29 protein-coding genes and 1 riboswitch are annotated in these 24,480 nt (G+C 65.2%); of the genes, 13 read left to right on the plus strand and 16 right to left on the minus strand.

Features of this window, described 5'->3' with window-relative positions; translation table 11 throughout:
* Positions 1-2: 2 nt before the first annotated feature.
* Positions 3-734: a response regulator transcription factor gene (locus I6F12_RS24065; RefSeq protein ID WP_057027672.1), complete on the minus strand. Its 732-nt coding sequence runs from the start codon at positions 732-734 to the stop codon at positions 3-5.
* Positions 731-1,273 carry a MarR family transcriptional regulator gene (locus I6F12_RS24070; RefSeq protein WP_057027673.1) on the minus strand — a complete coding sequence of 181 codons (543 nt, stop codon included), beginning with the start codon at positions 1,271-1,273 and terminating at the stop codon, positions 731-733. The genes I6F12_RS24065 and I6F12_RS24070 overlap by 4 nt, the downstream gene beginning before the upstream one ends.
* Positions 1,274-1,610: 337 nt before the next feature.
* Between I6F12_RS24070 and I6F12_RS24075 the strand changes: the two genes are divergently transcribed.
* From I6F12_RS24075 to I6F12_RS24090, 4 genes are all read left to right on the plus strand, one after another.
* Complete coding sequence (locus I6F12_RS24075; RefSeq protein WP_036027134.1) at positions 1,611-2,693, plus strand: branched-chain amino acid aminotransferase; 1,083 nt, start codon at positions 1,611-1,613, stop codon at positions 2,691-2,693.
* A 305-nt stretch (positions 2,694-2,998) separates the two neighbouring features.
* Positions 2,999-3,523: a DUF2314 domain-containing protein gene (locus tag I6F12_RS24080; RefSeq protein WP_036009354.1), complete on the plus strand. Its 525-nt coding sequence runs from the start codon at positions 2,999-3,001 to the stop codon at positions 3,521-3,523.
* A 40-nt stretch (positions 3,524-3,563) separates the two neighbouring features.
* Positions 3,564-5,294: a histidine--tRNA ligase gene (hisS, locus tag I6F12_RS24085; protein WP_225157358.1), complete on the plus strand. Its 1,731-nt coding sequence runs from the start codon at positions 3,564-3,566 to the stop codon at positions 5,292-5,294.
* Between the two features lie 182 nt (positions 5,295-5,476).
* Entirely contained in the window at positions 5,477-5,869 is a 393-nt protein-coding gene (locus tag I6F12_RS24090) for a thioesterase family protein (RefSeq protein ID WP_225157359.1), read from the plus strand.
* Between the two features lie 18 nt (positions 5,870-5,887).
* On the opposite strand, the gene I6F12_RS24095 is transcribed toward I6F12_RS24090, so the two are convergent.
* From I6F12_RS24095 to I6F12_RS24105, 3 genes are all read right to left on the minus strand, one after another.
* Positions 5,888-7,249, minus strand: coding sequence for a flagellar biosynthesis protein FlgA (locus I6F12_RS24095; RefSeq protein WP_225157360.1), 1,362 nt, complete (start codon positions 7,247-7,249; stop codon positions 5,888-5,890).
* A gap of 67 nt (positions 7,250-7,316) precedes the next feature.
* Complete coding sequence (proC, locus tag I6F12_RS24100; RefSeq protein ID WP_225157361.1) at positions 7,317-8,141, minus strand: pyrroline-5-carboxylate reductase; 825 nt, start codon at positions 8,139-8,141, stop codon at positions 7,317-7,319.
* Positions 8,142-8,344: 203 nt separating this feature from the next.
* Positions 8,345-8,845: a YbjN domain-containing protein gene (locus tag I6F12_RS24105; RefSeq protein WP_025033850.1), complete on the minus strand. Its 501-nt coding sequence runs from the start codon at positions 8,843-8,845 to the stop codon at positions 8,345-8,347.
* Positions 8,846-9,277: 432 nt separating this feature from the next.
* Positions 9,278-9,436, plus strand: a riboswitch (FMN riboswitch).
* Between the two features lie 78 nt (positions 9,437-9,514).
* Here I6F12_RS24105 and I6F12_RS24110 point away from each other — a divergent pair.
* On the plus strand, positions 9,515-10,072 hold the full coding sequence (locus I6F12_RS24110; RefSeq protein ID WP_036027167.1) for a 6,7-dimethyl-8-ribityllumazine synthase: 558 nt from the start codon (positions 9,515-9,517) through the stop codon (positions 10,070-10,072).
* Positions 10,073-10,196: 124 nt separating this feature from the next.
* Here the strand turns inward: I6F12_RS24110 and I6F12_RS24115 are convergent, their stop codons facing one another.
* The 5 genes from I6F12_RS24115 to lgt form a co-directional block, all read right to left on the minus strand.
* Positions 10,197-11,150 carry a ribose-phosphate pyrophosphokinase gene (locus I6F12_RS24115; RefSeq protein WP_225157362.1) on the minus strand — a complete coding sequence of 318 codons (954 nt, stop codon included), beginning with the start codon at positions 11,148-11,150 and terminating at the stop codon, positions 10,197-10,199.
* Positions 11,151-11,344: 194 nt separating this feature from the next.
* Complete coding sequence (locus I6F12_RS24120) at positions 11,345-11,959, minus strand: hypothetical protein (RefSeq protein WP_225157363.1); 615 nt, start codon at positions 11,957-11,959, stop codon at positions 11,345-11,347.
* A 186-nt stretch (positions 11,960-12,145) separates the two neighbouring features.
* Positions 12,146-12,913 carry a peptidoglycan editing factor PgeF gene (gene pgeF, locus I6F12_RS24125; protein WP_225157364.1) on the minus strand — a complete coding sequence of 256 codons (768 nt, stop codon included), beginning with the start codon at positions 12,911-12,913 and terminating at the stop codon, positions 12,146-12,148.
* Positions 12,910-14,028, minus strand: a complete 1,119-nt coding sequence (locus tag I6F12_RS24130) for an SAM-dependent methyltransferase (protein WP_225157365.1) — start codon at positions 14,026-14,028, stop codon at positions 12,910-12,912. The genes pgeF and I6F12_RS24130 overlap by 4 nt, the downstream gene beginning before the upstream one ends.
* Positions 14,029-14,048: 20 nt before the next feature.
* A complete protein-coding gene (gene lgt / locus I6F12_RS24135; RefSeq protein WP_036009383.1) occupies positions 14,049-14,894 on the minus strand; it encodes a prolipoprotein diacylglyceryl transferase in 846 nt (281 codons plus the stop codon).
* Positions 14,895-15,092: 198 nt separating this feature from the next.
* Here lgt and I6F12_RS24140 point away from each other — a divergent pair, with 198 nt between their 5' ends.
* From I6F12_RS24140 to ychF, 4 genes are all read left to right on the plus strand, one after another.
* Complete coding sequence (locus I6F12_RS24140; RefSeq protein ID WP_036009386.1) at positions 15,093-15,356, plus strand: accessory factor UbiK family protein; 264 nt, start codon at positions 15,093-15,095, stop codon at positions 15,354-15,356.
* 339 nt (positions 15,357-15,695) lie between these two features.
* Positions 15,696-16,412: a 50S ribosomal protein L25/general stress protein Ctc gene (locus I6F12_RS24145; RefSeq protein ID WP_225115004.1), complete on the plus strand. Its 717-nt coding sequence runs from the start codon at positions 15,696-15,698 to the stop codon at positions 16,410-16,412.
* Positions 16,413-16,470: 58 nt separating this feature from the next.
* Complete coding sequence (pth, locus tag I6F12_RS24150) at positions 16,471-17,076, plus strand: aminoacyl-tRNA hydrolase (RefSeq protein WP_036009403.1); 606 nt, start codon at positions 16,471-16,473, stop codon at positions 17,074-17,076.
* A 123-nt stretch (positions 17,077-17,199) separates the two neighbouring features.
* Positions 17,200-18,297 carry a redox-regulated ATPase YchF gene (gene ychF / locus I6F12_RS24155; protein ID WP_036040060.1) on the plus strand — a complete coding sequence of 366 codons (1,098 nt, stop codon included), beginning with the start codon at positions 17,200-17,202 and terminating at the stop codon, positions 18,295-18,297.
* 115 nt (positions 18,298-18,412) lie between these two features.
* Here ychF and I6F12_RS24160 read toward each other — a convergent pair whose 3' ends face one another.
* A complete protein-coding gene (locus I6F12_RS24160) occupies positions 18,413-18,709 on the minus strand; it encodes a DUF4282 domain-containing protein (protein ID WP_028134403.1) in 297 nt (98 codons plus the stop codon).
* Positions 18,710-18,888: 179 nt separating this feature from the next.
* Here I6F12_RS24160 and I6F12_RS24165 point away from each other — a divergent pair, with 179 nt between their 5' ends.
* From I6F12_RS24165 to I6F12_RS24175, 3 genes are all read left to right on the plus strand, one after another.
* Positions 18,889-19,341, plus strand: coding sequence for a MaoC family dehydratase (locus I6F12_RS24165; protein WP_036027191.1), 453 nt, complete (start codon positions 18,889-18,891; stop codon positions 19,339-19,341).
* On the plus strand, positions 19,341-19,820 hold the full coding sequence (locus tag I6F12_RS24170) for a MaoC family dehydratase (RefSeq protein ID WP_225157366.1): 480 nt from the start codon (positions 19,341-19,343) through the stop codon (positions 19,818-19,820). Before I6F12_RS24165 ends, I6F12_RS24170 begins: the two co-directional genes overlap by 1 nt.
* A gap of 197 nt (positions 19,821-20,017) precedes the next feature.
* Entirely contained in the window at positions 20,018-20,164 is a 147-nt protein-coding gene (locus tag I6F12_RS24175; protein ID WP_225157367.1) for a hypothetical protein, read from the plus strand.
* Between the two features lie 38 nt (positions 20,165-20,202).
* Here I6F12_RS24175 and I6F12_RS24180 read toward each other — a convergent pair whose 3' ends face one another.
* The 5 genes from I6F12_RS24180 to I6F12_RS24200 all read right to left on the minus strand — a co-directional run bounded on the left by I6F12_RS24180 (position 20,203) and on the right by I6F12_RS24200 (position 23,674).
* Complete coding sequence (locus I6F12_RS24180) at positions 20,203-20,340, minus strand: hypothetical protein (protein ID WP_225157368.1); 138 nt, start codon at positions 20,338-20,340, stop codon at positions 20,203-20,205.
* 329 nt (positions 20,341-20,669) lie between these two features.
* Positions 20,670-21,092, minus strand: coding sequence for a hypothetical protein (locus tag I6F12_RS24185; protein WP_036027195.1), 423 nt, complete (start codon positions 21,090-21,092; stop codon positions 20,670-20,672).
* Between the two features lie 217 nt (positions 21,093-21,309).
* Complete coding sequence (locus I6F12_RS24190; protein ID WP_050996010.1) at positions 21,310-22,218, minus strand: hypothetical protein; 909 nt, start codon at positions 22,216-22,218, stop codon at positions 21,310-21,312.
* A gap of 372 nt (positions 22,219-22,590) precedes the next feature.
* On the minus strand, positions 22,591-23,031 hold the full coding sequence (locus I6F12_RS24195) for a nuclear transport factor 2 family protein (RefSeq protein WP_036009417.1): 441 nt from the start codon (positions 23,029-23,031) through the stop codon (positions 22,591-22,593).
* Positions 23,032-23,233: 202 nt separating this feature from the next.
* Positions 23,234-23,674 carry a nuclear transport factor 2 family protein gene (locus I6F12_RS24200; RefSeq protein WP_036027203.1) on the minus strand — a complete coding sequence of 147 codons (441 nt, stop codon included), beginning with the start codon at positions 23,672-23,674 and terminating at the stop codon, positions 23,234-23,236.
* 346 nt (positions 23,675-24,020) lie between these two features.
* On the opposite strand from I6F12_RS24200, the gene I6F12_RS24205 reads away from it, so the two are divergent.
* Positions 24,021-24,407 (plus strand): hypothetical protein, encoded by a 387-nt coding sequence (locus I6F12_RS24205; protein WP_036027197.1) that lies wholly within the window; start codon positions 24,021-24,023, stop codon positions 24,405-24,407.
* Positions 24,408-24,480 lie beyond the last annotated feature (73 nt).

Below are 24,480 nucleotides of genomic sequence, written 5' to 3' on the forward strand. Positions count from 1 at the left end.
GTTCAGGGCGAGGCCACCAGGCGGTAGCCGATGCCGCGCACCGCCTGCAGGAACAGCGGATTGGCGGGATCGGTCTCGATCTTGCGCCGGAGGCGGTTGATCTGCACGTCGACGGCGCGCTCGTTGACGGTGCCATTGCCGGTCAGCGCGCTGCGCGGCACGGTCTCGCCCGGCGTCTCCGCGAGAATCCGCAGCATCTCGCGCTCGCGGTCGGTGAGGTGGATGACCTCCTCGCCCTGGCGCAATTCGCCGCGTTCGAGATGGTAGACATAGGGGCCGAAGGCGATCTTCTCGATCGTCGTGGCCTGCGGCGGCGGCGCGGCGCGCTTGAGGATGTTGTTGATGCGCAGCGCCAGCTCGCGCGGTTCGAACGGTTTTGCGACGTAATCGTCGGCGCCGATCTGCAGGCCCTCGATGCGGGCTTCCGCCTCGTGGCGCGCCGTCAGCATCACGATCGGCACCGACGACGAGGTGCGGATGAAGCGGGCGAGGTCGAAGCCGGTCTCGCCGGGCATCATGACGTCGAGGATCAGGAGATCGAAATGCAGGCCCATCAGCTTCGAGCGCGCATCACCGGCGCTCGCCGCGGTGGTGACGCGGTAGCCTTCACTTGCAAGAAAGCGCGAGAGCAGGTCGCGGATGCGGCGGTCGTCGTCGACCAGCAAGAGATGCGGGGCATCGTCGGCCGGTTGCACCGGCGGGCGGGCGAGCGTGGCTGCGAGCGGCACGGTCACTCCTTGGCGTCTTGTTTGACGGAAGCGAAGATCGTCTCCAGCACCTTGTCCGGATCGTCGCGGTCGATCATCGCGCGCAGGAAGCGCTTGACCGTCTCGGCATCCTGCGGACCCATCTCCGCGAGCGCCCTGGTGATCCGCGTGGTCTGCAGCCCGGCGAGCTTCTGCACCAGCGCCTCGCCCTTCGGCGTCGCGTAGAGCAGGCGCTGGCGACGATCGTTGTCGCCGGTCTTCTGCACGATATAACCCTCGTCCAGGAGCTGCTTCAGCACCCGGCCGAGCGACTGTTTGGTGATGCGCAGGACGTCGAGCAGGTCGGCGACCTTGAGCCCGGGATAGCGGTAGACGAAATGCATGACCCGGTGATGGGCCCGGCCGAAGCCGAACGCCTCCAGCTCCTGGTCGGGATCGCCGACGAAATCGCGATAGGCGAAGAACAGCAGCTCGATGATATCCCAGCGCAAATTGCCTCCATCGCCTGCGGCCGGCCGGGGCGCGGCAGCGTCTTGAGAAGGAGTCGCGAAATTTATGTCAGGCATATTGACGTATCTTGGGTTCAATGTTACAAAACGATCGACCCGCACGAAATTTTAGATCGTTTCGCGCCGGGTGGCATCGGAGCAGGACGGCCGGAGAGAGCCGGACAGGCGGCGACGGCCGAAGCAGATCTACCGTGCGATTGTCGAGCGGCATTTCGGCAAAACATACTGGACTTCCGCCTTCCGCAAAAGCATGTCCTCGATGACATGCTGGCTGCGGAAACCGGCCGTAACATGGCTGGCGGCGGTCCGGCCAGAAACCAATCAAGCCAGCCGGGCCCGAACGGGCAGGCGGGCGCGAGAAACAGCGCCGCCACCGGCAGCGGGAGGCAAGGACATGAGCATGATATTCGACATCCAGCCCGCATCCAATCCGACGCCCGAGAAGGACCGCGTCGCCAAGCTGGTGGATCCCGGCTTCGGGCGGGTCTTCACCGATCACATGGCAATCGTCCGCTACAACCAGGCCAAGGGCGGCTGGTACGAGGCGAAAATCGAGGCGCGCGCCAACTTCCAGCTCGATCCCGCCGGCGCGGTCCTGCACTACGCCCAGGAGATCTTCGAAGGCCTGAAGGCCTACAAGCGCGACGACGGCGGGGTGAACCTGTTCCGTCCCGACGCCAATGCGCGCCGCTTCAAGGACTCGGCCGATCGCATGGCGATGGCGCAGCTGCCCGAAGACGTCTTCATCGAGGCGGTCGAGCAGGTCGTGCGCATCGACCGCGCCTGGATGCCGGGCGGCGAGGGCAGCCTTTACCTGCGGCCGTTCATGATCGCGAGCGAGACCTTCCTCGGCGTCAAGCCATCGTCCGAATACATCTTTGCGGTGATCGCCTCGCCGGTCGGCTCCTACTTCAAGGGCGGGCCCGCGCCGGTCTCGATCTGGGTGTCGGAGAACTACACGCGCGCCGCGATCGGCGGTACCGGCGCGGTCAAATGCGGCGGCAATTATGCCGCGAGCCTGCGCGCCCAGGCCGAAGCGATCCAGCACGGCTGCGACCAGGTCGTCTTCCTCGACGCGGTCGAGCGCCGCTACATCGAGGAGCTCGGCGGCATGAACGTATTCTTCGTGTTTGAGGACGGCTCGCTGTCGACGCCGCCGCTCGGCACGATCCTGCCCGGCATCACCCGCGACTCCATCATCACGCTCGCCCGCGACGCCGGCAAGACGGTGCGCGAAGAACCCTATACGCTCGAGCAGTGGCGCAAGGACGCGGCCTCAGGCAGGCTGAAGGAAGCCTTCGCCTGCGGCACCGCCGCGGTGATCTCGCCGATCGGCAAGGTGCGCTCGGTCAGCGGCGATTTCGACATCTCGGGCGGCGCCGCCGGCCCCGTCGCCATGGGCCTGCGCAAGCAGCTCGTCGACATCCAGTACGGCCGCACCAACGATCCCCACAACTGGATCCGCAAGGTGTTTTGATCACCCTCCCCTGGAGGGGTCCGGGACGAGCGTAGCTCGCCCGTGGGTCGATCGCGCGCAGCGCGAGCGGGGTGGGGTGATCTCTCAACACGGGCAGTGTTCGATGTGGAGAGACCCTCACCCCACCCCGTCTCTCATCTTCGCTACGCTCAGATGCGAGCCGACCACGGGCGAGCTACGCTCGTCCCGGGCCCCCGCCAGGGGAGGGTAAAAAGCGCAACGTTTGTGGCTTATTGCGCACTGAACGTGCTGCTGCCGACGTGCGACAAAGCCAGGACACAACAAGCGTCCCGGACATCGCGATCATGGCAACAAAGCTCTCCCAACCCATGAAATGGGTCGTTCTCGCCGCCATCACCGGCGTTTGCGTTTTCGGCATCCTGACCGTCGGCCCGACCCACGAGGTTGCTGCGCAAGACCGCTCGCCGATCGTCGATGTGCGCACCGGCGATCCCGAGATGAACACCGCGATCGCTCGCGCCCGCGGCTCGCTGCCGACTTTCTGGGCCTCCTATGAATCGCCCAAGCCGTCCGAGTCTGGTCACGCTTTGAAGGTGCGCTTTACGACCCGCAAGGGCGGGGAGCACATCTGGATCGGTGAGGTGAAGAAGCTGCCCGACGGGACCTTGACCGGCGTCTTCGCCAACGAGCCGCGCGATTTGCCGGGCAAGCGAGCCGGCGATAAGGTCAAGTTCGCGGAGGCCGACATCTCGGACTGGATGTTCATGCGCAACGGCAAGATCGTGGGCGGCGAGACTATTAAGCCGACGCTGAAATCGCTGCCGAAGGCCGACGCGGACGCGCTCCGGGCGCGAATGGAGCAGCCCTAGGGCAGTTGCCGCCTTGCGCCCCGGCTGGTAAACGCCGCGCATGGCCGAGAAACCCAAAAAACCCCAGAAACTGAAGGCGCGTCTGCCGCGCGGGCTCGAGGATCGCGACCCCGCCGCGATCCGGGCGACGCGCGAGATGCTCGACAAGATCCGCGCCGTCTACGAGCTCTACGGTTTCGAGCCGGTGGAGACGCCGGCGATGGAATACACCGACGCGCTCGGCAAATTCCTGCCGGATCAGGATCGTCCGAACGAGGGCGTGTTCTCGTTCCAGGACGACGACGAGCAATGGATCAGCCTGCGCTACGATCTGACCGCGCCGCTCGCCCGCTACGTCGGTGAGCGCTACGGCACCGATGGTCTGGTGCTGCCCTATCGCAGCTACCGCGTTGGCTACGTCTTCCGCAACGAGAAACCCGGCCCCGGCCGCTTCCGCCAGTTCATGCAGTTCGATGCCGACACGGTCGGCTCGGCGACGCCAGCGGCGGACGCCGAGATCTGCATGATGGCGGCGGACACGATGGAGGCGCTCGGGATCGCGCGCGGCCAGTACCTGGTGAAGGTGAACAATCGCAAGGTGCTCGACGGCGTTCTGGAAGCCATTGGCCTCGCGGGTGAAGAGAATGCGGCGCGCCGACTGACCGTGCTGCGTGCGATCGACAAGCTCGACAAGTTTTCCGCCGATGAAGTGCGCAAGCTGCTCGGTCCCGGACGCTGGGATGGCGGCGAGGAAGGCAAGGGCGACTTCACCAAAGGCGCCAATTTGAGCGCGGCGGAAGCCGATGTTGTTCTCGCTATCACCAAGCCGCGCGAAGATTGGAAAGAAGCAATTGCCGCGGCAGAAACCTATCTCACCAAGAGCGAAGTCGGTCAGGCCGGCGTCAGCGAGCTGGAAGAGATTGCAAAACTGGTCACGGCCTCGGGCTATGGTGCGGATCGTATCAAGATCGATCCCTCGGTCGTGCGCGGCCTCGAATATTACACCGGTCCCGTCTACGAGGTCGAACTCCTGCTCGATACCAAGGACGAGAAGGGCCGCCCTGTGCGCTTCGGCTCGGTCGGTGGCGGCGGGCGTTATGACGGCCTCGTCTCGCGCTTCCGCGGCGAGCCGGTGCCGGCAACCGGATTCTCGATCGGCGTGTCGCGGCTGCAGGCGGCGCTGACGCTGCTCGGCAAGCTCGACACGCGGCCCGAATTCGGCCCCGTCGTCGTCACCGTGTTCGACCGCGACCGCGTCGCCGACTACCAGAAGATGGTCGCGAGCTTGCGCGGCGCCGGCATCCGCGCCGAGCTCTATCTGGGCAATCCCAAGAACATGGGCAACCAGCTCAAATATGCCGATCGCCGCAACTCACCTTGCGTCATCATCCAGGGCTCGGATGAAAAGGTGCGCGGCGAAGTGCAGGTCAAGGACCTGATCGAGGGCGCCAAGGCGGCCGCCGCGATCGCCTCCAACCAGGAATGGCGCGAGACCCGGCCGGCGCAGTTCTCGTGCAGCGAAGCCGATCTCGTCGCAAAAGTGTGCGAGGTTCTGGGCCGCCATGACGACAGCAGCAGGGAGAGAACAATGCCTGAGATCACCATCAGCATGGCCGAAGGCCGTACCGACGAGCAGAAGGCCGGCATGATGCGCGACATCACCCAGGCGCTGGTGAAGAATCTCGGCGTCGATGCCGATGCCGTCGTCATCCAGATCAACGAAGCCCCGCTCCGTCACAAGATGAAGGGCGGCAAGACCTTCGTGGAGCGTGCGGCGGCGGCGAAGAAGTAGCGGTCGACGGTTCTGCATTCACCGCTGTCGTCCCCGCGAAGGCGGGGACCCATAACCACAGGGAGTGGTATTGGGCCAGCTGGTAACTCCGAGCCTTCGCCAAACTTGATCCTGTGGTTATGGGTCCCGGATCAGCGCGCGCTTAAGGCGCGCTTGTCCGGGACGACATCGAGCAAGGCACCATGGACGCACGCGACTTCATCACAACAGGCATGAGCGCCGAGCGCACGCTGGTGGTCCCGGTGGAGCGCACCGTCGGGCATTTCGTGTCAGGCATGCCTTTTGTCTACGCGACGCCGATGATGATCCTGGAGATGGAGATGGCATCGGGTGATGCGATCCGCTCAGCGCTTCAGCCGGGCTGGGTCACTGTCGGTACCGAGGTCGACATCCGCCATCTTGCCGCCGCGCTCGTTGGCGCGACCGTGCGGACCACCGCAAAGGTGGTCGCCGTCGAGCGCCGCGTCATCCGCTTCGAGGTCGAGGCATTCGAGGGCACGCGCAAGCTCGGCGAAGGCCGCCACGCCCGCGGGCTCGTCAATGTCGAGATGTTCAACAAGCGGCTCGGGGCTTAACGCGGCCGTGGATTTCGCCTAATCCACCTTCCGCGCTTTTGGAGACGAATACGACGTTTCCTGCTCCCTGCGGAGACGCACGGCAGGCAGCCTCTCGTCAATCGCCACATCCGCCCAGGTGATGCAGGCGTCTTTGGCTACCGCCTTGGTCAATCGCACATTGTGCGCAAGCCCGAGTGGCAGATAGCGCTTTTCAAGGGAGGTGCTGGCGGGCGTCAGTTTGCCGAAGACAGTGTAGCCGCCTTCTCCGTCGAGCATGTCTCCCTCGCGCAAGTCCTTCTTGGCTGTGGCAGCAACATCGGCGTTGAACGTCGTGGCGACGCCTGTCGCCTCATTGCGCAGAGCGATCGAGGCAACTGAAATTCCAAGCTCCAGCCCTATGAGATGCCACTTCTTGTAGGAACTCATGTAACGACCGCTCGGATCGGTGACGACGCTGTATTCCTGGAAACAGTTGCGGATGTAATCGCTGTCGCCTTCGAAACAGACCCACACGCCCTTGCGGATGTCGTTGGGGATGGGTCTGCCTTCGGCCGTCAGGCAGGATACGACCTCGACCTGGCCCTTGGATTCCAGGATGCCGCCCTCCGAACGGGGGCGCATCAGCGTGGGGATGTCGTCGACCGATCCCGGTGGGAATGCAAGGCCATGCGAGGGCGCCTCCAGGCCGGTTGCGTTCGCGATCGCGGCAGATTCAATCGCAGGCTTGGAGCCGTCGAGGAACGCGTTGAACATTTTTGGATTCATGCCCCCGCGCGCAGCTTGCTCTGTAGACAATCCCCAGTGATCCCAGACCGTTTCGGGCGTCGATTCCCGGTAATGCGGCAGCCATTTGTGGCCACGGCCCGCTGCCACGACGGGAAAACCGCAGGCCCTCGCCCAATCTACGAGGTCGCAAGCGAGAGCCGGCTGATCGCCATAGGCCAGGCTGTAGATCACGCCGGCCTGCCTGGCTCTCTGCGCGAGGATCGGTCCGCAGAAGGCGTCGGCTTCGACGGTCACGTTGATGACGGCCTTGCCTGCAGAAAAGGCGCCGAGGCAGTGCTCGACCGCCGCGACAGGATTGCCGGTGCACTCTGCGATCACCTCGATGCCTTCGCACTTCACAAGCGCTTCCCAGTCGTCGGTCAGGAAGGTCGTGCCGTACTTGAGAGCATCCCCGAGTGAGGTCGCGGCGAACTGCTCCGGGCGCCACCCCACCCGGTACAGGTTTTCGCGGGCACGCGATGGGGACAGGTCAGCAATTCCAACGAGATGGACGCCCGGCGTACGCAGGACTTGATGGAGATACATTGCGCCGAACTTGCCCGCCCCGATCAGTCCGATTTTGATGGGGCGCCGCTCGGCCTGTCGTTCGAGAAGTTTCGCGTAGAGGTTCACGATTGCTCTCCCTATCGGCAACGACCGGGATCGCCGCGCATTCGGCCGCCGAAGCGCTCTGATCCGTCTACTTCGCCAATTCCTTCGACCGCTGCGTGGCCGCGGCGATGGCGCGGATCATGAGTTCGCGCAGGCCCGGCTCGCCCATCAGCACACTGAGCGCGGCGGCCGTGGTGCCGCCGGGCGAGGTGACGTTCTGGCGCAGGGCGCTGGACGGCAGCTCCGACTGGTGCAGCAGCTCGCCGGAGCCGGCGACGGTCTCGCGGGCGAGCTTGGTCGCCAGCGCCTCCGGCAATCCCGCTTCGACGCCGGCGCGGGCGAGCTCTTCGGCGAGCAGGAACACATAGGCCGGGCCCGAGCCGGACACGGCGGTGACCGCGTCCATCAATCCTTCATCCTCGACCCATTCGACCGCGCCGGTGGCGCGCAGCAGCGCATCCGCCACCGCGCGCTGCGCGGCGCTGACGTTGTTCGCGGCAACAGCGACGGTGATGCCGCGGCCGATCGCTGCCGGCGTGTTCGGCATCGCGCGCACCACGGCGCCGCCACAGACCTCCTGGAGCGAGGCGATCGTGGTGCCTGCCATGATCGAGACCACCGACGTCTTCTCCGAGACGAACGGCTTCAGCTTGGCGCCGGCCTCGCGGAACATCTGCGGCTTCACCGCCACGACCAGCGTCTCGACAGCGCCGGCGGCGCTCACATCAGGATTGAGCACAACGCCCTTGGCGGCCAGCGCGGAGATCTCGGGCGCAATGTGCGGCTCGATCACCGCGACGCGGCGCGGATCGAGCCCGCCCGAAAGCCATCCGGTCAGCATCGCGCCGCCCATCTTGCCGGCGCCGGCGAGCAGGATGGTCCCGGTGACGTTTTGGAGGGTGCTGTTCGCCATCGGTGTCGCCAAATAGTCGGTGTCGTCCCCGCGAAGGCGGGGACCCATAACCACAGGCCGTTCTAATGGACGGAGGGCAGAGCAACAAGCGTTGTGCCACAAGCGAAATCACGCGGTCTGGATCCCGGATCTGCCCGCGCTTTGGGCGCGCTTGTCCGGGATGACGTGGGGAGGGAGCTGCCGCCCTCGCGCCTTGGGAGGCCCTACGCCTCGCCCACCGTATCGAACATTGCCGCGTCCATCGCCTCCGCCGTGCTCTTGCCGGCCCACACCACGAACTGGAACGCCGGGAAGTAGCGCTCGCAGGCATGAATGGCGCCGGCGAGCATGACCTCGCATTGCGCCGGCGAGGCGGTGAGGCCGCCCGGCAGCACCAGGGCCTGGCGGTGCATCACCATGCCGGTGTTGGTCCACAGGTCGAAATGGCCGACCCACAGCTGTTCGTTCACGGCGGCAACGAGCCGCTGCACCTCGCCGCGGCGCGCGGGCGGAATCTTCATGTCGAAGGCGCAGGCCAGATGCAGCGCCTCGATCTCGCCCATCCAGGTGAAGGAGAGCTGGTAGTCGGTCCATTGTCCCTTGGAGACAATCGTGAGCTCGTCCTCGCCGGAGCGTTCGAACGGCCAGTTGTTGCTGGCGGCGATGTCCTCGACCACCGCGAGCGGATGGTTTCTGGAATCGATAGTGCCTTCGAGCAGGGACATGCCGTCTCGACCTCTTGCCTTCTTGTTGTCTTTGATACGCACGCGGTTGGGCCCGGCGCGCACTCCCTAAACGTCGCTGCGGCGTCCCTCGGATCAGCCTTTGCAATCCCCTCGGAGTCGCTGTTGCGATCCTTCGGATCAGCGCAGGCCTGTCGCGGATCAAGTGATGTGATTTGCGGAATCTGCGCAACGGGGTCGCGAGTCCGTCCACAAGCCAGGACTCGTTCGTCCACAGCTCATCTCCGCCACAATTCTTAACGGACGAGAACAAACCGGAATCGGATTCGGCAAAAAAGCTCGCCGCAAATTCCGTGAGGCGAGGGCCGGACCGCCGTGCGGGCATGGGACCATGCGCTTGGCCCATGCGGAACATGCTTGCCGCGACTGCCCGGCGGCGGCATATTTCCTGATAGGCCGTTCATCCCGGACGGCCGATGTTCTCAGGGCGGGGTGAAAGTCCCCACCGGCGGTAAGGGCCGAACGGCCCAAGCCCGCGAGCGCCTTCCGCGAGGGCTATCCCGAACGGAAGGGTCAGCAGATTCGGTGCAACTCCGAAGCCGACGGTTAAAGTCCGGATGAAAGAGAACGGTCGCTGGCAGACGCATCGAGACGATGCGGCTGTTTGTCGTTCCGTGTGCCCTGATTCTGGTCCTTAAACCGAGGAAAGCCATGAATCAGATGCTGCAAGACCCCCAAACCGAAACGTCCCAAACGCCGCCGCCGGTTCCCGTGGATCCGGCCCCTGCGCATCCGCGTTTCGCCAAGCCGCAGCGGGTGGCCTTCGTGCAGGCCTGCTGGCACCGCGACGTGGTCGCGGAAGCCCGCATCGCCTTCATGAAGGAGGCGGAAGCCCGCCACCTCACCCATGTCGACGTGTTCGAGGTGCCGGGCTCGTTCGAGATCCCGCTGCACGCGCAGGTCCTCGCCAAGACGCGGCGCTACACCGCGATCGTCGCGGCCGGTCTCGTCGTCGACGGCGGCATCTACCGCCACGAATTCGTCGCCGACACCGTGATCAAGGCGCTGATGGACGTGCAGCTGCGCACGGAGGTGCCGGTGTTCTCGGCCGTGCTGACGCCGCAGCAATTCCACGAGACCGAGGTGCACTACGATTTCTTCCGCAAGCACTTTGCGATCAAGGGCGTCGAGGTCGCGACCGCCTGTGCGGAGACGTTGCACGGCCTGGAGCGCCTGCGCGGCCAGGTCGCGGCGGGGATCGTGGGGTAGGCAATGGTCATTCCGGGGCGCGCGCAGCGCGAGCCCGGAATCCATTGATCGACACGGATTGCTGCAAGATGGATTCCGGGTTCGGCGCTGACGCGCCGCCCCGGAATGACGGTGCTAGATCAAATCAGTCGAACAGGCTCGACACCGATTCTTCCGCCGCCGTGCGCGCGATCGCATCCGAGATCAGACTGGCGATCGGCAGGGTGCGGATGTTCGGCGCCTTGGTCACCGCGTCGGTCGGCAGGATCGAATCGGTAATCACCAGCTCCTTCAGCCTGGAGCCGGCGATGCGGGCGGCGGCGCCGCCGGAGAGCACGCCGTGGGTGATGTAGGCGTAGACGTCCTTGGCGCCCTTGGCGAGCAGCGCATCGGCCGCGTTCACCAGCGTGCCGCCGGAATCGACGATGTCGTCGACGAGGATGCAGGTGTGGCCGGAGACGTCGCCGATCACGTTCATGACCTCGGACTCGCCCGGCCGCTCGCGGCGCTTGTCGACGATGGCGAGCGGGGTGTTGATGCGCTTGGCGAGGCCGCGCGCGCGGGCGACGCCGCCGACGTCGGGCGAGATCACCATCGTCTTGGTCAGGTCGAACTTGTCCTTGATGTCGCGCACCATCAGCGGCGCGGCGAACAGGTTGTCGGTCGGGATGTCGAAGAAGCCCTGGATCTGGCCGGCATGCAGGTCGAGCGTCATGACGCGGTCGACGCCGGCCTGCGTGATCATGTTGGCGACGAGCTTGGCCGAGATCGGCGTGCGCGAGCCTGATTTACGGTCCTGCCTGGCGTAGCCGAAATAGGGCAGCACTGCGGTGATGCGGCGCGCCGAGGAGCGGCGCAGCGCGTCGGTGATGATGAGCAATTCCATCAGATGGTCGTTGGCGGGGAACGAGGTCGACTGGATGACGAAGGCATCCGAGCCGCGGACGTTCTCCTGGATCTCGACGAAGATCTCCATGTCGGCGAAGCGCCGCACCACCGCCTTGGTCAGCGGCAGGTCGAGCCCTTGCGCGATCGCCTGGGCGAGGGCCGGATTGGAGTTGCCGGCGACGAGCTTGATGGAGCCGTTTTTGGCCGACATGGACGCTTCCTCCCGCGCTTTGCTGGATACGACCTTCAACATCTGAGAATACCCGCTGGCAGCACGGTTACGACGGGCGAGGAAATATCAGGCGGAAGGCCGCGATGGCAACCCGGGATGCTACGTTTTCCCTTCGAAAATCCTGAGTCGGGCCAACGGCTTGGCCGCAAGTTGAGGCCGTGGTTTAGCGGGGGTTATTGCTCGGCATAGCCGAGCGCTGATGCCGGCATGTCCTGCGCGGGAGCGTCCTTGACGACGCTGGCCACCGCCGGTCCCCGCAATGCCGGAGCCGCGCCGGGGGCATCCGGCGTTCCGTTGATCATGTTGGAAAGTCCGCTGAATCCGGCCTGGGCGATCTTCCGCAGCACGAGGTCGTCGGCAGCCAACCACGCGTCGCGCCCGCCCTTGGCCGAGGTCGGTTCCTCGCCGGAGAGACGCAGCGCGCGCTGCTGGTTGGCGTCGTAGACGTCCCAGACCCAGGCGATCACGGTCTTGCCGCGCACCACCTGGGCGGAGAGGTAGCTGCGCACGCGATAGGCAGCCGTACCTTCGCGGGAGACCACGGACAGGCTGCGCAGCTTGGATTCGCTGTCGAGCACGCCGACCATGCGATCGAACACTTGCGGCGGTGGCCCGTCGATCGATTCGAAGGCGATGGTGGCCCCGCTGCCGGCGCTCGGCGCCATCGCATAGGAATTGACGGCACTGCCGCCGCCGGCGCAGCCGCCCAGCGCGGCCGCCGCTGCCAGCAGCATGACCGCCAGCACGCGCGAACCCACGCGGTGGAAGATGAATGACGCGTCCCTCATTATGGAGGGCAGCGATATCGTTAAAATCGATTAAGGTCTAGGGCAGGCGCGACACACCCCCACTGTCATTCCGGGGCGATGCGCAAGCATCGAACCCGGAATCCATTTCGCCGCGTGAATTGCCGCACGATGGATTCCGGGTTCTCGCTTCGCGAGCCCCGGAATGACACGGGGTTGCCCCTGTGTTCACCCATCCAGCGCAATCGCGTGAACGTGACGGCCGTAATCCGGCTCCTTGCGATGCACCGAACGCCGATAGCTGAAGAAGCGCTCGTCGGCGTAGGTGTCGAGGCCGAGATCGTCGATCATCAGGATGCCGGCGGCCTCGAGCCGCTTGCGGATGAAGCCGGCGAGATCGAACATCGCGTGGCCCTCGCGCACCGAGGGGATGAAGAACACAGCGTTCTCGGCATCCTGTTCGATGAAGCGCGCGACGAACTCGTTGCCGACCTCGTAGCTGTCCTGGCGGATCAAGGGGCCGATCGCGGCGATGATGCCGCCGCGCGTGGCGCCGAGCTGCTCCATCGCCGCGATGGTGGATTCCAGCACGCCCGTCAGTGCGCCCTTCCACCCCGCATGCGCGCCACCGATCACGCGCGCCTGGGGATCGACCAACAGCACCGGCCCGCAATCGGCGGTGGAGACGCCGAGCGCGATGCCTGGCGTCTTCGTCACCAGCGCATCGCCCTTCGGCCGTGGCCCGCTCGGCCACGGTGCCTCGGCAACGAGCACGTCGGGCGAATGGATCTGGTGCAGGCTGAGGAAGCGCTCGGGCGCAACGCCGACATGCTCGGCCATGCGGCGCCGGTTCTCGGCGACCAGGGTCTGATCGTCGTTGGAGCCGAGCCCGCCGTTCAGCGCGGAATAGATGCCGCCGGAGACGCCGCCTTCGCGGGTGAAGAAGGCATGGCGCAGGCCGGGCACGGCCGACAGCAGCGACGAAGCTATCGTCATGAGGCCTCTCCTGTCTGTTCGAGATCGCTGAGGCCGGCAAGGCTTGCCAGCCGCGGCTCCGAGATGCCGAGCACCTTGAACATCGAGCCCATGCCGCCACGCCCGGTATCGGTCAGGCGCCTGAGCGCCACCGAAATGTCGGTGGCGACGTCGGGCGCTGCTTTCTGCATCAAGGCGGCGGCGCGGGTGTCGATGCCGATCCGCTTGAGGAAGTCGCCTTGCGTCACCGGCCCATGCACGCGCGCGCCGACGTCCTCGGCCGCGCGCGCCAGCGCCTGGAAATCGACATGGGCGGTGACGTCGGCCTGGCCCGGCGCCTTCAAGGGATCGGCGAAGGTGTGGCGCGCAATCGCCTGGAACGTGTCGCCGGCGTCGCTGCGGAGGTGGCCGTAATCGATGATCAGCGCCGCGCCGTCCTGGTCGCGCACGCGCGTGGCAAGCTTCATGATCTCGCCGTCGGGGCGCCACTCGAACACGGCGCCGATGGGGGCGGCGCGCACCAGGGGCGGCAGCAGCACGTCGAAGCGAGGCGTCGGCTCCGGCGCCGCGCCGAACTGAAGCTTGCCGTTGGGATCGATCTCGATCACGCGCTCGTGCCAGCCGTTCTCAAGTCGGACCATCTGGTGAATCGGCAGCACGTCGAAATATTCGTTGGCGAGGATGATGCTGGGGCCCTCCGGCACCTCGTCGATGCTGTCGTGCCAGGCGATGTTGCGCACGTTGGCGAGCGTCGCGCTCTGCCGGTCCCGCAACACGGGATTGACCTCGACCATGTGGATGTGGAGCGCCTGGTAGAGCGGGGGCAGCACGCGGAGCGCGCGCAGCGCATCCGCCATCATGGTGCCGCGGCCGGGGCCGAGCTCGATCAGCCGCAGGAACTGCGGCGAGCCCATCTGCTTCCAGACCGAGGCGGTCCACAACCCCAACAGCTCGCCGAACATCTGGCTGACTTCGGGCGCCGTGGTGAAGTCGCCCTCGCGCCCGAGCGGATCGCGCGAGACGTAATAGCCGTAGCGCGGATGCATCAGGCACAGTTCCATGTACCGCCAGACCGGCATGGGCCCGGAAGATTTGATCAGCGCCTTGATCTCGTTGAGCAGCGGCTGGTCGGTCACGGCGATCTTCTCGAAATGAATTAACGAATGGCCTGGACGGGCGTCGGCGCACCGCGCCTCACTGCCAATACAATAAGAATGAGGCCGACGATAAGCATCGGGATCGACAGCAGCATGCCCATGGTTAATCCGCCCCAGAGAAAACCGAGCTGCGCGTCCGGCTCGCGGAAATGCTCGCCGGCGATGCGGGCCAGGCCATAGACCAGGATGAAGGCGCCGAGGATCATGCCGGGGCGCTTCAAGGCACCGAACCGGATCATGATCGCGAGCACGGTGAACAGCAGGATGCCCTCCATGCCGGCTTGGTAGAGCTGGCTCGGATGCCGCGGCAACTGCGTCGGATCGTTGGGGAAGATGATCGCCCAGGGCAGGTTCGGGTCGGTGGCGCGGCCCCACAATTCGCCGTTGATGAAATTGGCGATGCGTCCGAGCAACAGCCCGACCGGGGCGACCGCGGTGGTGATGTCGCCGAGCGACAGGATCGAGATGCCATTGCGCGAGGCGAACCACATCACCGCGACGACACAGCCGAGGAAGCCGCCGTGGAACGACATCCCGCCCTCCCACAACTTAAAGATCGCGGCGGGATGATCGATGAAGAAGGGCAGGTTGTAGAACAGCACGTAGCCGGCGCGGCCCCCCACGATGATGCCGAGCGTGACCCACAGGATGAAGTCGTCGATCTGAAGCAGCGAGATCGGCGCGGGTCCGCCCCACAGGCGTTCGCTCTTCAGCAGCGCGCGGGCATAAAGCCAGCCGAACACGATGCCGCAGATATAGGCCAAGGCATACCATTTGATCGCGAACGGACCGATCTCGAGCGCGATCGGGTTGAAGGCGGGGAAGTCGATGAGCAGAAACGGCATCGCGCCTTCTGTGTCCAAGCGGGATCGCTGCGGTCGGCGCCGGCAGACGCCCCGTGATTCCTCTTATGCAGGGACGTTGAATACGATTGCAAGGAAACCGGCGCATGACAAGGATACCGCCGCTTCGCCCTTGAACCGGCCCCGTCGGATTGCCATTGTCATTCTGCGTGTTCGCGCAAAGTTTATCGGAGGCCCACAATGACCCAGACCAACAACCGGTTTTTCGACGAGATCGGCCGCCTGATGAACGACGCCGCCGGTGCTGCCCAGGGCGTCAAGCGCGAGTTCGATTCCGTGATGCGCAGCCAGGCCGAAAAATTCCTGCGCGACATGGACCTCGTCAAGCGCGAGGAGTTCGAGGCGGTCAAGGACATGGCGCGCCTTGCGCGTGAGGAGAACGAAGCCCTGAAGGCGCGGCTCGCAGCCCTGGAGGCGAGGCTCGGGGGGACCCCGACGTCGTAAAGCGCAGTCTCTTACCCTCCCCTGGAGGGGGAGGGTCGGCGCGTAGCGCCGGGGTGGGGTGAGCTCTCCACTCGGGCACCGCCTCGATCGAGAGACTGTCACCCCACCCCGGCTCACGTTTTGCTACGCTCCATATGAGCCGATCCTCCCCCTCCAAGGGAGGGTAAGGACCCGGGCCTCCCAGGGGAGGGTACCAGCCCATTCTCCTTGTCATTTCCGCAGCTTCCGGGTAAAAGCCCGCCACGTCCGCGGCCCCCGCACCCCTGGAGGCTTGCTGTGGACCATGCCATGGGCCGCCTTGCGGCCCATTAACTTTTGCAAAAACAAGGACTTAACGACATGGCGACGACCGTCAAGGAATTGAAGGCGACCGCGCGTCCGAAGAGCGGCAAGGGGGCCGCCCGGGCTGAGCGTCGCGCCGGGCGAGTGCCCGGAGTGATCTACGGCAACAACCAGCCCCCGCTGACGATCTCGATCGAGGATCGTGAACTGCGCCAGCGCATCCTTGCCGGCCGGTTCCTGACCACGCTGGTCGACATCGACCTCGAGGGCAAGAAGCACCGCGTCATTCCGCGCGACTATCACCTCGATCCGGTCAAGGACTTCCCGATCCATGTCGACTTCATGCGGCTGGGCGAAGGCGCCACCATCCGCATCAGCGTTCCCCTGCACGTGGTGAAGGCCGAAACCTCCCCGGGCGTGAAGCGCGGCGGCACCGTCAACATCGTCGCGCATGCGATCGAGCTCGAATGCGGCGTCGAGAGCATCCCGCAATACATCGAGGCCGATGTCGGCGCGCTCGAGATCGGTCACTCCCTGCATCTGGCCGACGTCAAGCTGCCGGCCGGCGTCAAGGCGCTGACCCGCGAGGACGCGACCCTCGTCACCATCGTGCCGCCGTCCGGTTACGCCGAAGAGCAGAAGGCCGCTGCTGCGGCTGCCGCTGCTGGTGCGGCCCCGGGCGCTGCGGCTGCTCCGGCCGCTGGTGCTGCGGCTCCGGCTGCTGCTCCTGCCGCTGCTGCCAAGGCTCCCGCCGGCGGCGACAAGAAGAAGTAATCTCTCGAAGCTGGCGCGCGGTCCTTGACCGCGCGCCGAGCGGGGGGCGCGCCGCGTCATGCGACTCTTTGTTGGGCTCGGCAATCCCGGCGCGAAATACGCACGTAACCGGCACAATATCGGCTTCATGGCCGTCGACGAGATCGCGCGGCGTCATGGTTTTGCGCCGTGGCGCCGCCGCTTTCAGGGCGAGACCTCGGAAGGTGCGCTCGGACCCGAGCGCGTGATCCTGCTCAAGCCCACGACCTACATGAACGAGTCCGGACGCAGCGTTCAGGAAGCGGCGAGCTTCTTCAAGATCGCCGCGGGCGACACCACCGTGTTCCACGACGAGCTCGAGCTGCCGCCAGGCAAGGTGCGGGTGAAGATCGGCGGCGGCATTGCCGGCCATAACGGCCTGCGTTCGATCTCGGCGCATATCGGCAACGATTATCGCCGGGTGCGGCTCGGCATCGGTCATCCCGGCGTCAAGGAGCTGGTGCACGGCCATGTGCTGTCGGACTTCGCCAAGGCCGACAACGAATGGGTGGCGACGCTCTGCGATGCGGTGGCCGAGCATGCCGCGCTGCTTGCCAAGGGCACGGACGCGACCTTCGCCAACAGGGTGCATCTGGCCATGCAGGCGAAGGGGTTTTTGACCAAGGACGAGAACGGCAAGGAATAGCACCTGTCATCGCCGGACTTGATCCGGCGATCCATCCTTCGAAGACGATGGATGCGCGGATCAAGCCCGCGCATGACGAGTTCGAAAGACATTTGCGCGCGAAGCGCGGAGGCCAGGACCACCATGGGATTCAAATGCGGGATCGTCGGATTGCCCAATGTCGGCAAGTCGACCTTGTTCAATGCGCTGACCGAGACGGCCGCGGCGCAGGCCGCGAACTATCCGTTCTGCACCATCGAGCCGAATGTCGGCGAGGTCGCCGTGCCCGATCCCAGGCTCGACAAGCTCGCGGCCATCGCCAAGTCGGGCCAGATCATCCCGACCCGGCTGACCTTCGTCGACATCGCCGGCCTCGTGCGCGGCGCCTCCAAGGGCGAAGGCCTCGGCAACCAGTTCCTCGCCAATATCCGCGAGGTCGACGCCATCGCGCATGTGGTTCGCTGCTTTGAAGATTCCGACATCACCCATGTCGAAGGCAAGATCGCCCCGCTCGCGGACATCGAGACCATCGAGACCGAGCTGATGCTCGCCGATCTCGACAGCCTCGAGAAGCGCGTCGACAATCTCACCAAGAAGGCCAAGGGCAACGACAAGGACGCCAAGGAGCAGCTCGATCTCGTCAACCGCACCCTGGTGCTCTTGCGCGAAGGCAAGCCCGCGCGCCTCGTCGAGCGCAAGGCGGAGGAGGAGCGGGCCTTCTCGATGCTCGGCCTGCTGTCGTCCAAGCCCGTGCTCTATGTCTGCAACGTCGAGGAAGGCTCGGCCGCGACCGGCAATGCCTTCTCCAAGGCGGTCGAGGAGCAGGCGGCGAAGGAGGGCGCGGTTGCCGTCGTCATCTCCGCCAAGATCGAATCCGAGATCGCGACCATCTCGCGTGACGAGCGCGCGGACTTCCTGGAGACCTTGGGCCTCGAAGAAGCCGGCCTCGACCGCCTGATCCGCGCCGGCTACACCCTGCTCGACCTCATCACATATTTCACGGTGGGCCCGAAGGAAGCGCGCGCCTGGACCATCCATCGCGGCACCAAGGCGCCGGCGGCGGCCGGTGTGATCCACACCGATTTCGAGAAGGGTTTTATCCGCGCCGAGACCATCGCGTACGAGGACTACGTCGCGCTCGGCGGCGAAGCCGGTGCCCGCGATGCCGGCAAGCTCCGCCTCGAAGGCAAGGATTACGTCGTCGCCGACGGCGACGTGATGCATTTCAGGTTCAATACGTAGGCCACAGCGTCATTCCGGGGCGCGCCTCTTGGCGCGAACCCGGAATCCATCGGGCCTCAGAACAAGTGGATGAATGGATTCCGGGCTCGCGCTGCGCGCGCCCCGGAATGACGGGCTACCGCATCCCTGATCCCTGATCCCTGATCGCGCCGAGATGCTCGTTGATGCGGAAGACGATCAGGATCAGCTCCGCGACGATGCGCGAGAACACGATGCCGACCACGACGCTGGCGATCGACGACAGCAGCACCAGGAAGCCGCCGAACGGGCTGATCGCCATCGCAGCCAACCCTGAGAAGATGCCGGAGAGCCCGAACAGGCAGATCAGCGCGATCACCAGCCAGTAGAAGGTCTTGATGATCGTCGGCGTGATGAAGCGGTCCCACTGGAACAGGTCGCTGAATGAGAACATTGCTCTCCCCAAGGCAAATCGCAAGGCAAATCGGGACTTCAAATCGGGCTTCGGCCGTCGATCGATCCGACTCAAATCAACGCCGATCTCAAGTATGTAGCACGAGCCATGCGGGCCGGCGGGTTGAGATTGCCGCAAAGTGCGGCCACAATCTGTCATTCCCGCAAAGCTTTCCCGAGATGACCCTGACCTTCGAAGATTTCCCGCCTGGCCGGTTCGGAACGTTCGGCCCGCGCCACGTCACCCGCGACGAGATCTTGGCCTTTGCCGCCGAGTTCGATCCGCAGCCGATGCACCTCGACGAGGCGGCAGCAGCTGAGAGCATGCTGCGCGGCCTGTCCGGTTCGGGCTGGCACCTGTGCTCGCTGATGATGCGGATGATGGCCGACGGCTTCATCACGCGCGCCGCGTCACTGGGATCTCCCGGCGTCGACGAGGTGCGCTGGCTGTCGCCACTGCGGCCCGGCGACGATCTCACGCTCGACGTCGATGTCCTGGAGGCGCGGGCCTCGAAGAGCCGACCTGAGCTCGGCATTGTCAAGTTCAAATGCACCGCGCGCAATGCGGCGGGGCAGGCGCTCGCCGAGATGACCTCGCCGATCCTGATCAAGCGGCGCGAGGGAGCGGCCTGATGCGGTTCTTCGAAGACATCGCGATCGGTCAGCGCCGCGAGATCGGCGCCTATACGTTCACGGCGGAAAAGATCAAGACCTTCGCCGCCAAGTTCGATCCGCAACGCTTTCACCTCGACGAGGAGGAGGGCAAGAACTCGCTGTTCGGCGGTCTCGCGGCCTCGGGCTGGCATGTCGGCTCCGCCTGCATGAGCCTGCTTGTCGCCGACGGCCAGCGTCTGGCGCGCGAGGCCGCCTCGCGCGGCGAGGAGGTCGCCGTGTGGGGGCCGTCGCCGGGCTTTCGCGACCTGCGCTGGATCAGGCCGGTGCTCGCCGGCGACACCGTCGCTTACATCAACGAAGTCATCGACAAGCGCACCTCCGCCTCCCGTCCCGGCTGGGGCATTTTGACGGCCCGCACCACTGGCACCAACCAGCGCGGCGAGGCGGTCTATTCCATCACGGCCTCCGCCTTCGTGCCGCTGCGCAAGGGCGGTTAGATCTGTTCCAAGATGAACGGACAAATGAGTGCGCGAGTGTTGCCCGCCCGCTATGGACGCGATTCCGGGTGGCTGCCATAAGCCTGCGCAACATGGTTACGGCGAAGCAGTTTCGCGGAACCAGTGAGTTGCTAACTAATTATGAACCTGTCGCTGTCTATTTGAAACGAATAGGCAGACGACAGGGGACGAGGACCATGGCTGATCGCGGCGCACTCAAATTTGTTGGATTCATCTTCGCGACTGCGACGCTGGCCGTGATGCTGGTCGCGGGCATGGTGGTGAAGGGCTACGCCGATGGCGCCTACACGCTGGAAGCCTCGACTGCGGAAGCGGCCCGGTAAGAATTCGTTAACGATCGCGGCCGGCATCCGGCCGCAGCTCAGCGGCTATAGACGAACGCCAGGATGGTGATCGCAACCGCCAGCAGCCCGACAAAGCGCAGCATGATCGTGCCGAATTGATTCGGCGCGGGCCGCAACGGGATCGGGTCCGTGGTGTCGGGCCGAATGCTTTCCATCTGAAATGTCCCCTGAGCCCGGCCGTAGCTGCACGGGCGCTTGGCGTTGGTCGCCGGGGTGGGGTGGTGGGTTCAAAGGTGGGCATTGGCCGCGCCACATTCTCCGCTGTCATGCCCCGGCTCGACGGGGGCATCCGGTACGCCGCGACCTATCGATTCAATCACCGGCGCTGGTGGAATACTGGATCACCCGCCCCTGTGCGCAATTGCGCACTAGGCGGGTGATGACACCTGTGTTGGAGAAACGGCTGCGTGACCCACCAACAAATCAAAACCGCCGCGCTCCCTTCCCGGAACGCGGCGGCCAATGATCCGTTCGTGCCGATCGATCAGCTGTTGCGCAGGCCGTCGGCGGCGCGCTTCCACTGCGCGACGTTGTCGGCGATCATGCGGGTCGACTTCATCGCGGCCTGGCTGAGCTGGGCGTAACCGGAGATCTCGCGCTGGACGCGCTGGCCCTCGGCGTGGAGCAGGTCGCGCAGGCTCTCGAGCTCGGAGATCAAATTTTCGATCTCGGCGAGGGAGGTGCCGGCGACGCGCTGGATCAGCGAGTTGACGTTGTTGACGGTGGCTTCCGCGCTCGGGTCGAGCGGCGGCGCGTCGGCGGTTGTCGCGGCCGGACGGCGCAGATAGGCGATGTCGTTGCGGACGAAGTCGCGGATGCCGGCTTCGACCTCGGTCACGGCGGCGAGGTTGGTGTCGACCGTCTCGGTCTCGGTGGCTTCGACCTTTTCAGGACGCATGGCGTTCATCGTTGTTCCCCTGTTCGCGTTGAGCGCAGCGCGAGTCTCCCCCGCACGACGACGTCTGTGAGGCAGGCCGTATCAGGGCGTCCGATTTTGACCGCAAATGGGCCGAGATGCGGCAAGGCCGGACCATTCGGGGGTTTTGCCGTGGCGTATGGTTAGGGAAGGGTGAATGCTGCCGCGGTGATGGCCTTCTCCCCGCAGGCGGGGAGAGGCGCCGGCCTCACCAGCTCTTCTTGAAGCCCGCCGTCACGCTCTTGTTCAGCGTGCCTTGCGAGGTTTCACCGACCGAGCCTGATACGGTGACGTTGTCGAACAGCTTCTGCTCGGCGCCGAGCTTGCGCAGCCATTTGTCGTCGGTGGTCGACAGCGTCTGGCCGGCAACGATGCTGGTGCCGGTGTCGGTCACGGTGACCTTGGCGCTCTGGTCGGTCTCGTAATTGCGCGTGACGTGGCCGCCGATGCCGGGGACCGCACTGGTGCCCTGCTGGTTGACGCTGTAGCCGTTCTGCAGCGTCAGCGAGGTGTCGCCCGACAGCGGCATCGATTTGGTCAGCGACGCCCCGATCTTGCTGTGCTCGGCGCCGGGATCGACCCTGGCTTCCACCGCGGTCTTGTCCCAGATCGCGCCCGCGCCCGGCGCGGTTGCCGTCGCCCAGGCGCTGCCCGAGGATTGCGGCAGGTTGCCGCCGTTGGTGGCCTTCTGCGCCAGCAGCTCGGACATCGTCCTGGGCTCGCTCGCCAGCGTCATGTCGGCGCCGACTCGGGTATCCCAGAACGAGGACACCGATTGCTTCACGGTCACCGCCGAGGAGCCGTTGGCATTGGGATTCGACGACCAGTCGAGGCCTTCCCTGGCGGCGGCCTGCGCGCGCTTCTTGGCGGCCATCGGGTCGATGCCGGTCCCGGCATCGACCGCGATCTGGCTCCAGTCGAGCTTGTCGACGTCGATGCCCTTCATGATGTCGGGATCATTGACGTCGGGGGCTTCGGCCGCCTCGGCCTCGTCGTCGGATGCGGGTGAGGAGAAGGGCGGAATGATCTGTGCCTGTAACGTCAGCACCGAGCTCAAGATGAATGCGGCCGCCAGCAACGGCAGCCTGGTCCAGCCAAACCCTGTCGAGAATTCCATCGTCCTGCCCGCGAACCCCAGCGCATGCTGTCCGCCCCACTATAGCGGTTGCAATGACCATGCGCCATTCCGGCGCTGAAAGTGCCGGTTTATCGTTGCGGAATTGTGGCGGTTCGCAAGGGAAGGCGAACCAACGGGCCGCGCGAAAGGCGCGCGCCCGATGACAGGTTCGTGATGCGACGGCATCCGGCGGGGCTGGAGGCCAGGACGTCGCGATCGCCTCGTCATCGGTCCCGAACAGCGGGGCCCGTTGGCGTCCCCCCTGAAGCGCGATGATCATCACCGCGCTTCAGGTTGTTGTTTGCGCATGATCTTCTCGGAAAACCGCTTCGCACTTTGCGCTAACGCGGCCCTTCAGGTCCGGATCATTCGTTAGCCGACGCTGGTCATCTTCGGCAGATGAATGGCGCGGCCGAGTGCCTGCTCGACCAGGTCGAAGGTGTCGATCAGCACCCGCATGCTGATCAGCTTGCCGGCCCTGAACTGGGCGAACTGCGCCACGCGCAGGCTGATCGGCTTGTTGGAATCCAGCGCCGTAAGCGAATAGCGCACCATCGAGGCGGCGGAATCCACGCCCAGCATGATGCTCTCGCGGTCGAAGCGGCGGACCTGGAAATTGTCGGCGAGCTGGCGGATGACGTCGAGCACGGCATCCTTGCCCTGGCGCGCGCCGAGGAACGGAAACATGTCGATCGGGCCGTAGAGCGCCCACTCGACGTCCTCGTCGATCAGGGCCTCGATATCCCTAAAATCCCGGTCGTTGATCGCGCGGTGCAACGCACGCGAGAAACGCCAGAGGCTGTGCTCTGTCATTTGGGGCAGTCCTGAAGCTGGCTTTACGGAAAAAAAAACGGCAAACAACCCCATGCGCACCAAGGCGCCAGGGCTCAACTCATTTGTATACGAACAAATTAGCAGATTTCGGCCAAAACGCAATTCACGTTTTCGCAATGCACACTTGAACGGGTTTTGTGAGATTTACAATACAACCCCGTAATTGTCCGGGTCCCGGCGCTCAGTCCGCCCCGGCAATCAGCGGCCCGATCTCCCGTTCCAGCACCTGCTGCACCAGGTCGTAGGAATCGATGATCTCGCGCATCTCCGCCACCAGTCCGCCGCGAAACGTGTAGAACACCGCCATGTCGAACTGCACGATGCGGTCGTTGCTGCGCTTCTTGAAAAAAGCGTGCATGTAGGTCGCGACGGCCTCGCCCTCGGCGACGATATGCGGCGTCTTGTAACGAACCTCCGAATAGCGCGACCAGACCGTCTGCCACAGCTCGCGCAGCTCCTGCTTGCCCTGGCGCGGCACCAGATGTGGCAGCACGTCAATCGGGGCGTGGGTGAGGAAATAGACGTCGTCGGTGCAGCTGGCCAGCGCCGTCTCGATATCGCCGCGCGCGAAGGCATCGAGCAGGTGCACGACGCGTTGGCGATTCAGCTGCTCCACCGTCATTGCCATCCGCCCTCCTTGGTCTTGTGCCTTTTGCAAGCCTAGCGCGTGGTCTCACGCCGGCGCAATCCGCAAGATCACAGGGATGTTTGCAGAGGTTTTGACGTGCGAGCGCAATGCCCGGTTCATGGGGTTCGCGGCGTCTTCGGCTGCTTGGTGTGCAAGCCCGCGTGGACGAACCCGCAAAGCCGCGCGCCGGGAACATAGGCGGCCCGCTCTCGTGCGCCGAAGCTTGGGTGAACGTGGAGGGGAGAGACGCAGCCGGCATCGCCGGCCCGCGTGATCCATCTCACGTCGCGCCTGTCCAGACGCCGCTACCGTCATCCCCAAGTCATCAGGGAGACGTGCCATGGCCACCATCGCCGCCACGAGAAAGTCCCGCCTGCATAACGCGCTCGAAGGCCTCGCGCTGACCGCGACCCTACAGAGTTTCCCGACCTTCGCCACATCGGCCTTCCTGCTCAAGCTCTGCGGCGACCACGACCTCGTCGGCGATCCCGGCGTCGCCATCTTCGTCGCCTTCGCCTCGTTCACCCACGCCCTGATCGCCGTGACCCTCGGCCCGAGCTTCCCGCACCTGTTCAAGACCGTCTACGAGCCGAAATTCTTCGAGGCCCATCTGTCGCTCTCCGACAAAATCACGGCCTGGCGCACCCAGCCCGTCGCCTCGCTGCAACTGGTGACGATCGTGCTGCTGCTGTCGGTGATGGCCGTGGTGGCGGCGAGCGTGGGGTGAGGGGGTAACCACGAACGTCGCCGATAAACCTACGCGTCTACCTCTTCTTCCACCCACCCCTTCGCCCCGGTGC

Source organism: Bradyrhizobium sp. IC4059 (genome assembly GCF_020193615.1).
Lineage (GTDB): Bacteria > Pseudomonadota > Alphaproteobacteria > Rhizobiales > Xanthobacteraceae > Bradyrhizobium > Bradyrhizobium yuanmingense.

What these genes read in the sequence shown, in the direction of transcription:
- I6F12_RS24160 (WP_028134403.1), bottom strand. Translation starts at nt 18,709, where the DNA reads ATGTTCTCATTCAGCGACCTGTTCCAGTGGGACCGCTTCATCACGCCG.
- hisS (WP_225157358.1), top strand. Translation starts at nt 3,564, where the DNA reads ATGGCCGAGAAACCCAAAAAACCCCAGAAACTGAAGGCGCGTCTGCCG.
- pth (WP_036009403.1), top strand. Translation starts at nt 16,471, where the DNA reads ATGCGACTCTTTGTTGGGCTCGGCAATCCCGGCGCGAAATACGCACGT.
- I6F12_RS24205 (WP_036027197.1), top strand. Translation starts at nt 24,021, where the DNA reads ATGGCCACCATCGCCGCCACGAGAAAGTCCCGCCTGCATAACGCGCTC.
- I6F12_RS24105 (WP_025033850.1), bottom strand. Translation starts at nt 8,845, where the DNA reads ATGTCCCTGCTCGAAGGCACTATCGATTCCAGAAACCATCCGCTCGCG.
- pgeF (WP_225157364.1), bottom strand. Translation starts at nt 12,913, where the DNA reads ATGACGATAGCTTCGTCGCTGCTGTCGGCCGTGCCCGGCCTGCGCCAT.
- I6F12_RS24200 (WP_036027203.1), bottom strand. Translation starts at nt 23,674, where the DNA reads ATGACGGTGGAGCAGCTGAATCGCCAACGCGTCGTGCACCTGCTCGAT.
- I6F12_RS24170 (WP_225157366.1), top strand. Translation starts at nt 19,341, where the DNA reads ATGCGGTTCTTCGAAGACATCGCGATCGGTCAGCGCCGCGAGATCGGC.
- I6F12_RS24080 (WP_036009354.1), top strand. Translation starts at nt 2,999, where the DNA reads ATGGCAACAAAGCTCTCCCAACCCATGAAATGGGTCGTTCTCGCCGCC.
- I6F12_RS24090 (WP_225157359.1), top strand. Translation starts at nt 5,477, where the DNA reads ATGGACGCACGCGACTTCATCACAACAGGCATGAGCGCCGAGCGCACG.
- I6F12_RS24110 (WP_036027167.1), top strand. Translation starts at nt 9,515, where the DNA reads ATGAATCAGATGCTGCAAGACCCCCAAACCGAAACGTCCCAAACGCCG.
- proC (WP_225157361.1), bottom strand. Translation starts at nt 8,141, where the DNA reads ATGGCGAACAGCACCCTCCAAAACGTCACCGGGACCATCCTGCTCGCC.
- I6F12_RS24145 (WP_225115004.1), top strand. Translation starts at nt 15,696, where the DNA reads ATGGCGACGACCGTCAAGGAATTGAAGGCGACCGCGCGTCCGAAGAGC.
- I6F12_RS24115 (WP_225157362.1), bottom strand. Translation starts at nt 11,150, where the DNA reads ATGTCGGCCAAAAACGGCTCCATCAAGCTCGTCGCCGGCAACTCCAAT.
- I6F12_RS24175 (WP_225157367.1), top strand. Translation starts at nt 20,018, where the DNA reads ATGGCTGATCGCGGCGCACTCAAATTTGTTGGATTCATCTTCGCGACT.
- I6F12_RS24165 (WP_036027191.1), top strand. Translation starts at nt 18,889, where the DNA reads ATGACCCTGACCTTCGAAGATTTCCCGCCTGGCCGGTTCGGAACGTTC.
- ychF (WP_036040060.1), top strand. Translation starts at nt 17,200, where the DNA reads ATGGGATTCAAATGCGGGATCGTCGGATTGCCCAATGTCGGCAAGTCG.
- I6F12_RS24180 (WP_225157368.1), bottom strand. Translation starts at nt 20,340, where the DNA reads ATGGAAAGCATTCGGCCCGACACCACGGACCCGATCCCGTTGCGGCCC.
- I6F12_RS24070 (WP_057027673.1), bottom strand. Translation starts at nt 1,273, where the DNA reads ATGCCTGACATAAATTTCGCGACTCCTTCTCAAGACGCTGCCGCGCCC.
- I6F12_RS24185 (WP_036027195.1), bottom strand. Translation starts at nt 21,092, where the DNA reads ATGAACGCCATGCGTCCTGAAAAGGTCGAAGCCACCGAGACCGAGACG.
- I6F12_RS24195 (WP_036009417.1), bottom strand. Translation starts at nt 23,031, where the DNA reads ATGACAGAGCACAGCCTCTGGCGTTTCTCGCGTGCGTTGCACCGCGCG.
- I6F12_RS24140 (WP_036009386.1), top strand. Translation starts at nt 15,093, where the DNA reads ATGACCCAGACCAACAACCGGTTTTTCGACGAGATCGGCCGCCTGATG.
- I6F12_RS24190 (WP_050996010.1), bottom strand. Translation starts at nt 22,218, where the DNA reads ATGGAATTCTCGACAGGGTTTGGCTGGACCAGGCTGCCGTTGCTGGCG.
- I6F12_RS24120 (WP_225157363.1), bottom strand. Translation starts at nt 11,959, where the DNA reads ATGAGGGACGCGTCATTCATCTTCCACCGCGTGGGTTCGCGCGTGCTG.
- lgt (WP_036009383.1), bottom strand. Translation starts at nt 14,894, where the DNA reads ATGCCGTTTCTGCTCATCGACTTCCCCGCCTTCAACCCGATCGCGCTC.
- I6F12_RS24075 (WP_036027134.1), top strand. Translation starts at nt 1,611, where the DNA reads ATGAGCATGATATTCGACATCCAGCCCGCATCCAATCCGACGCCCGAG.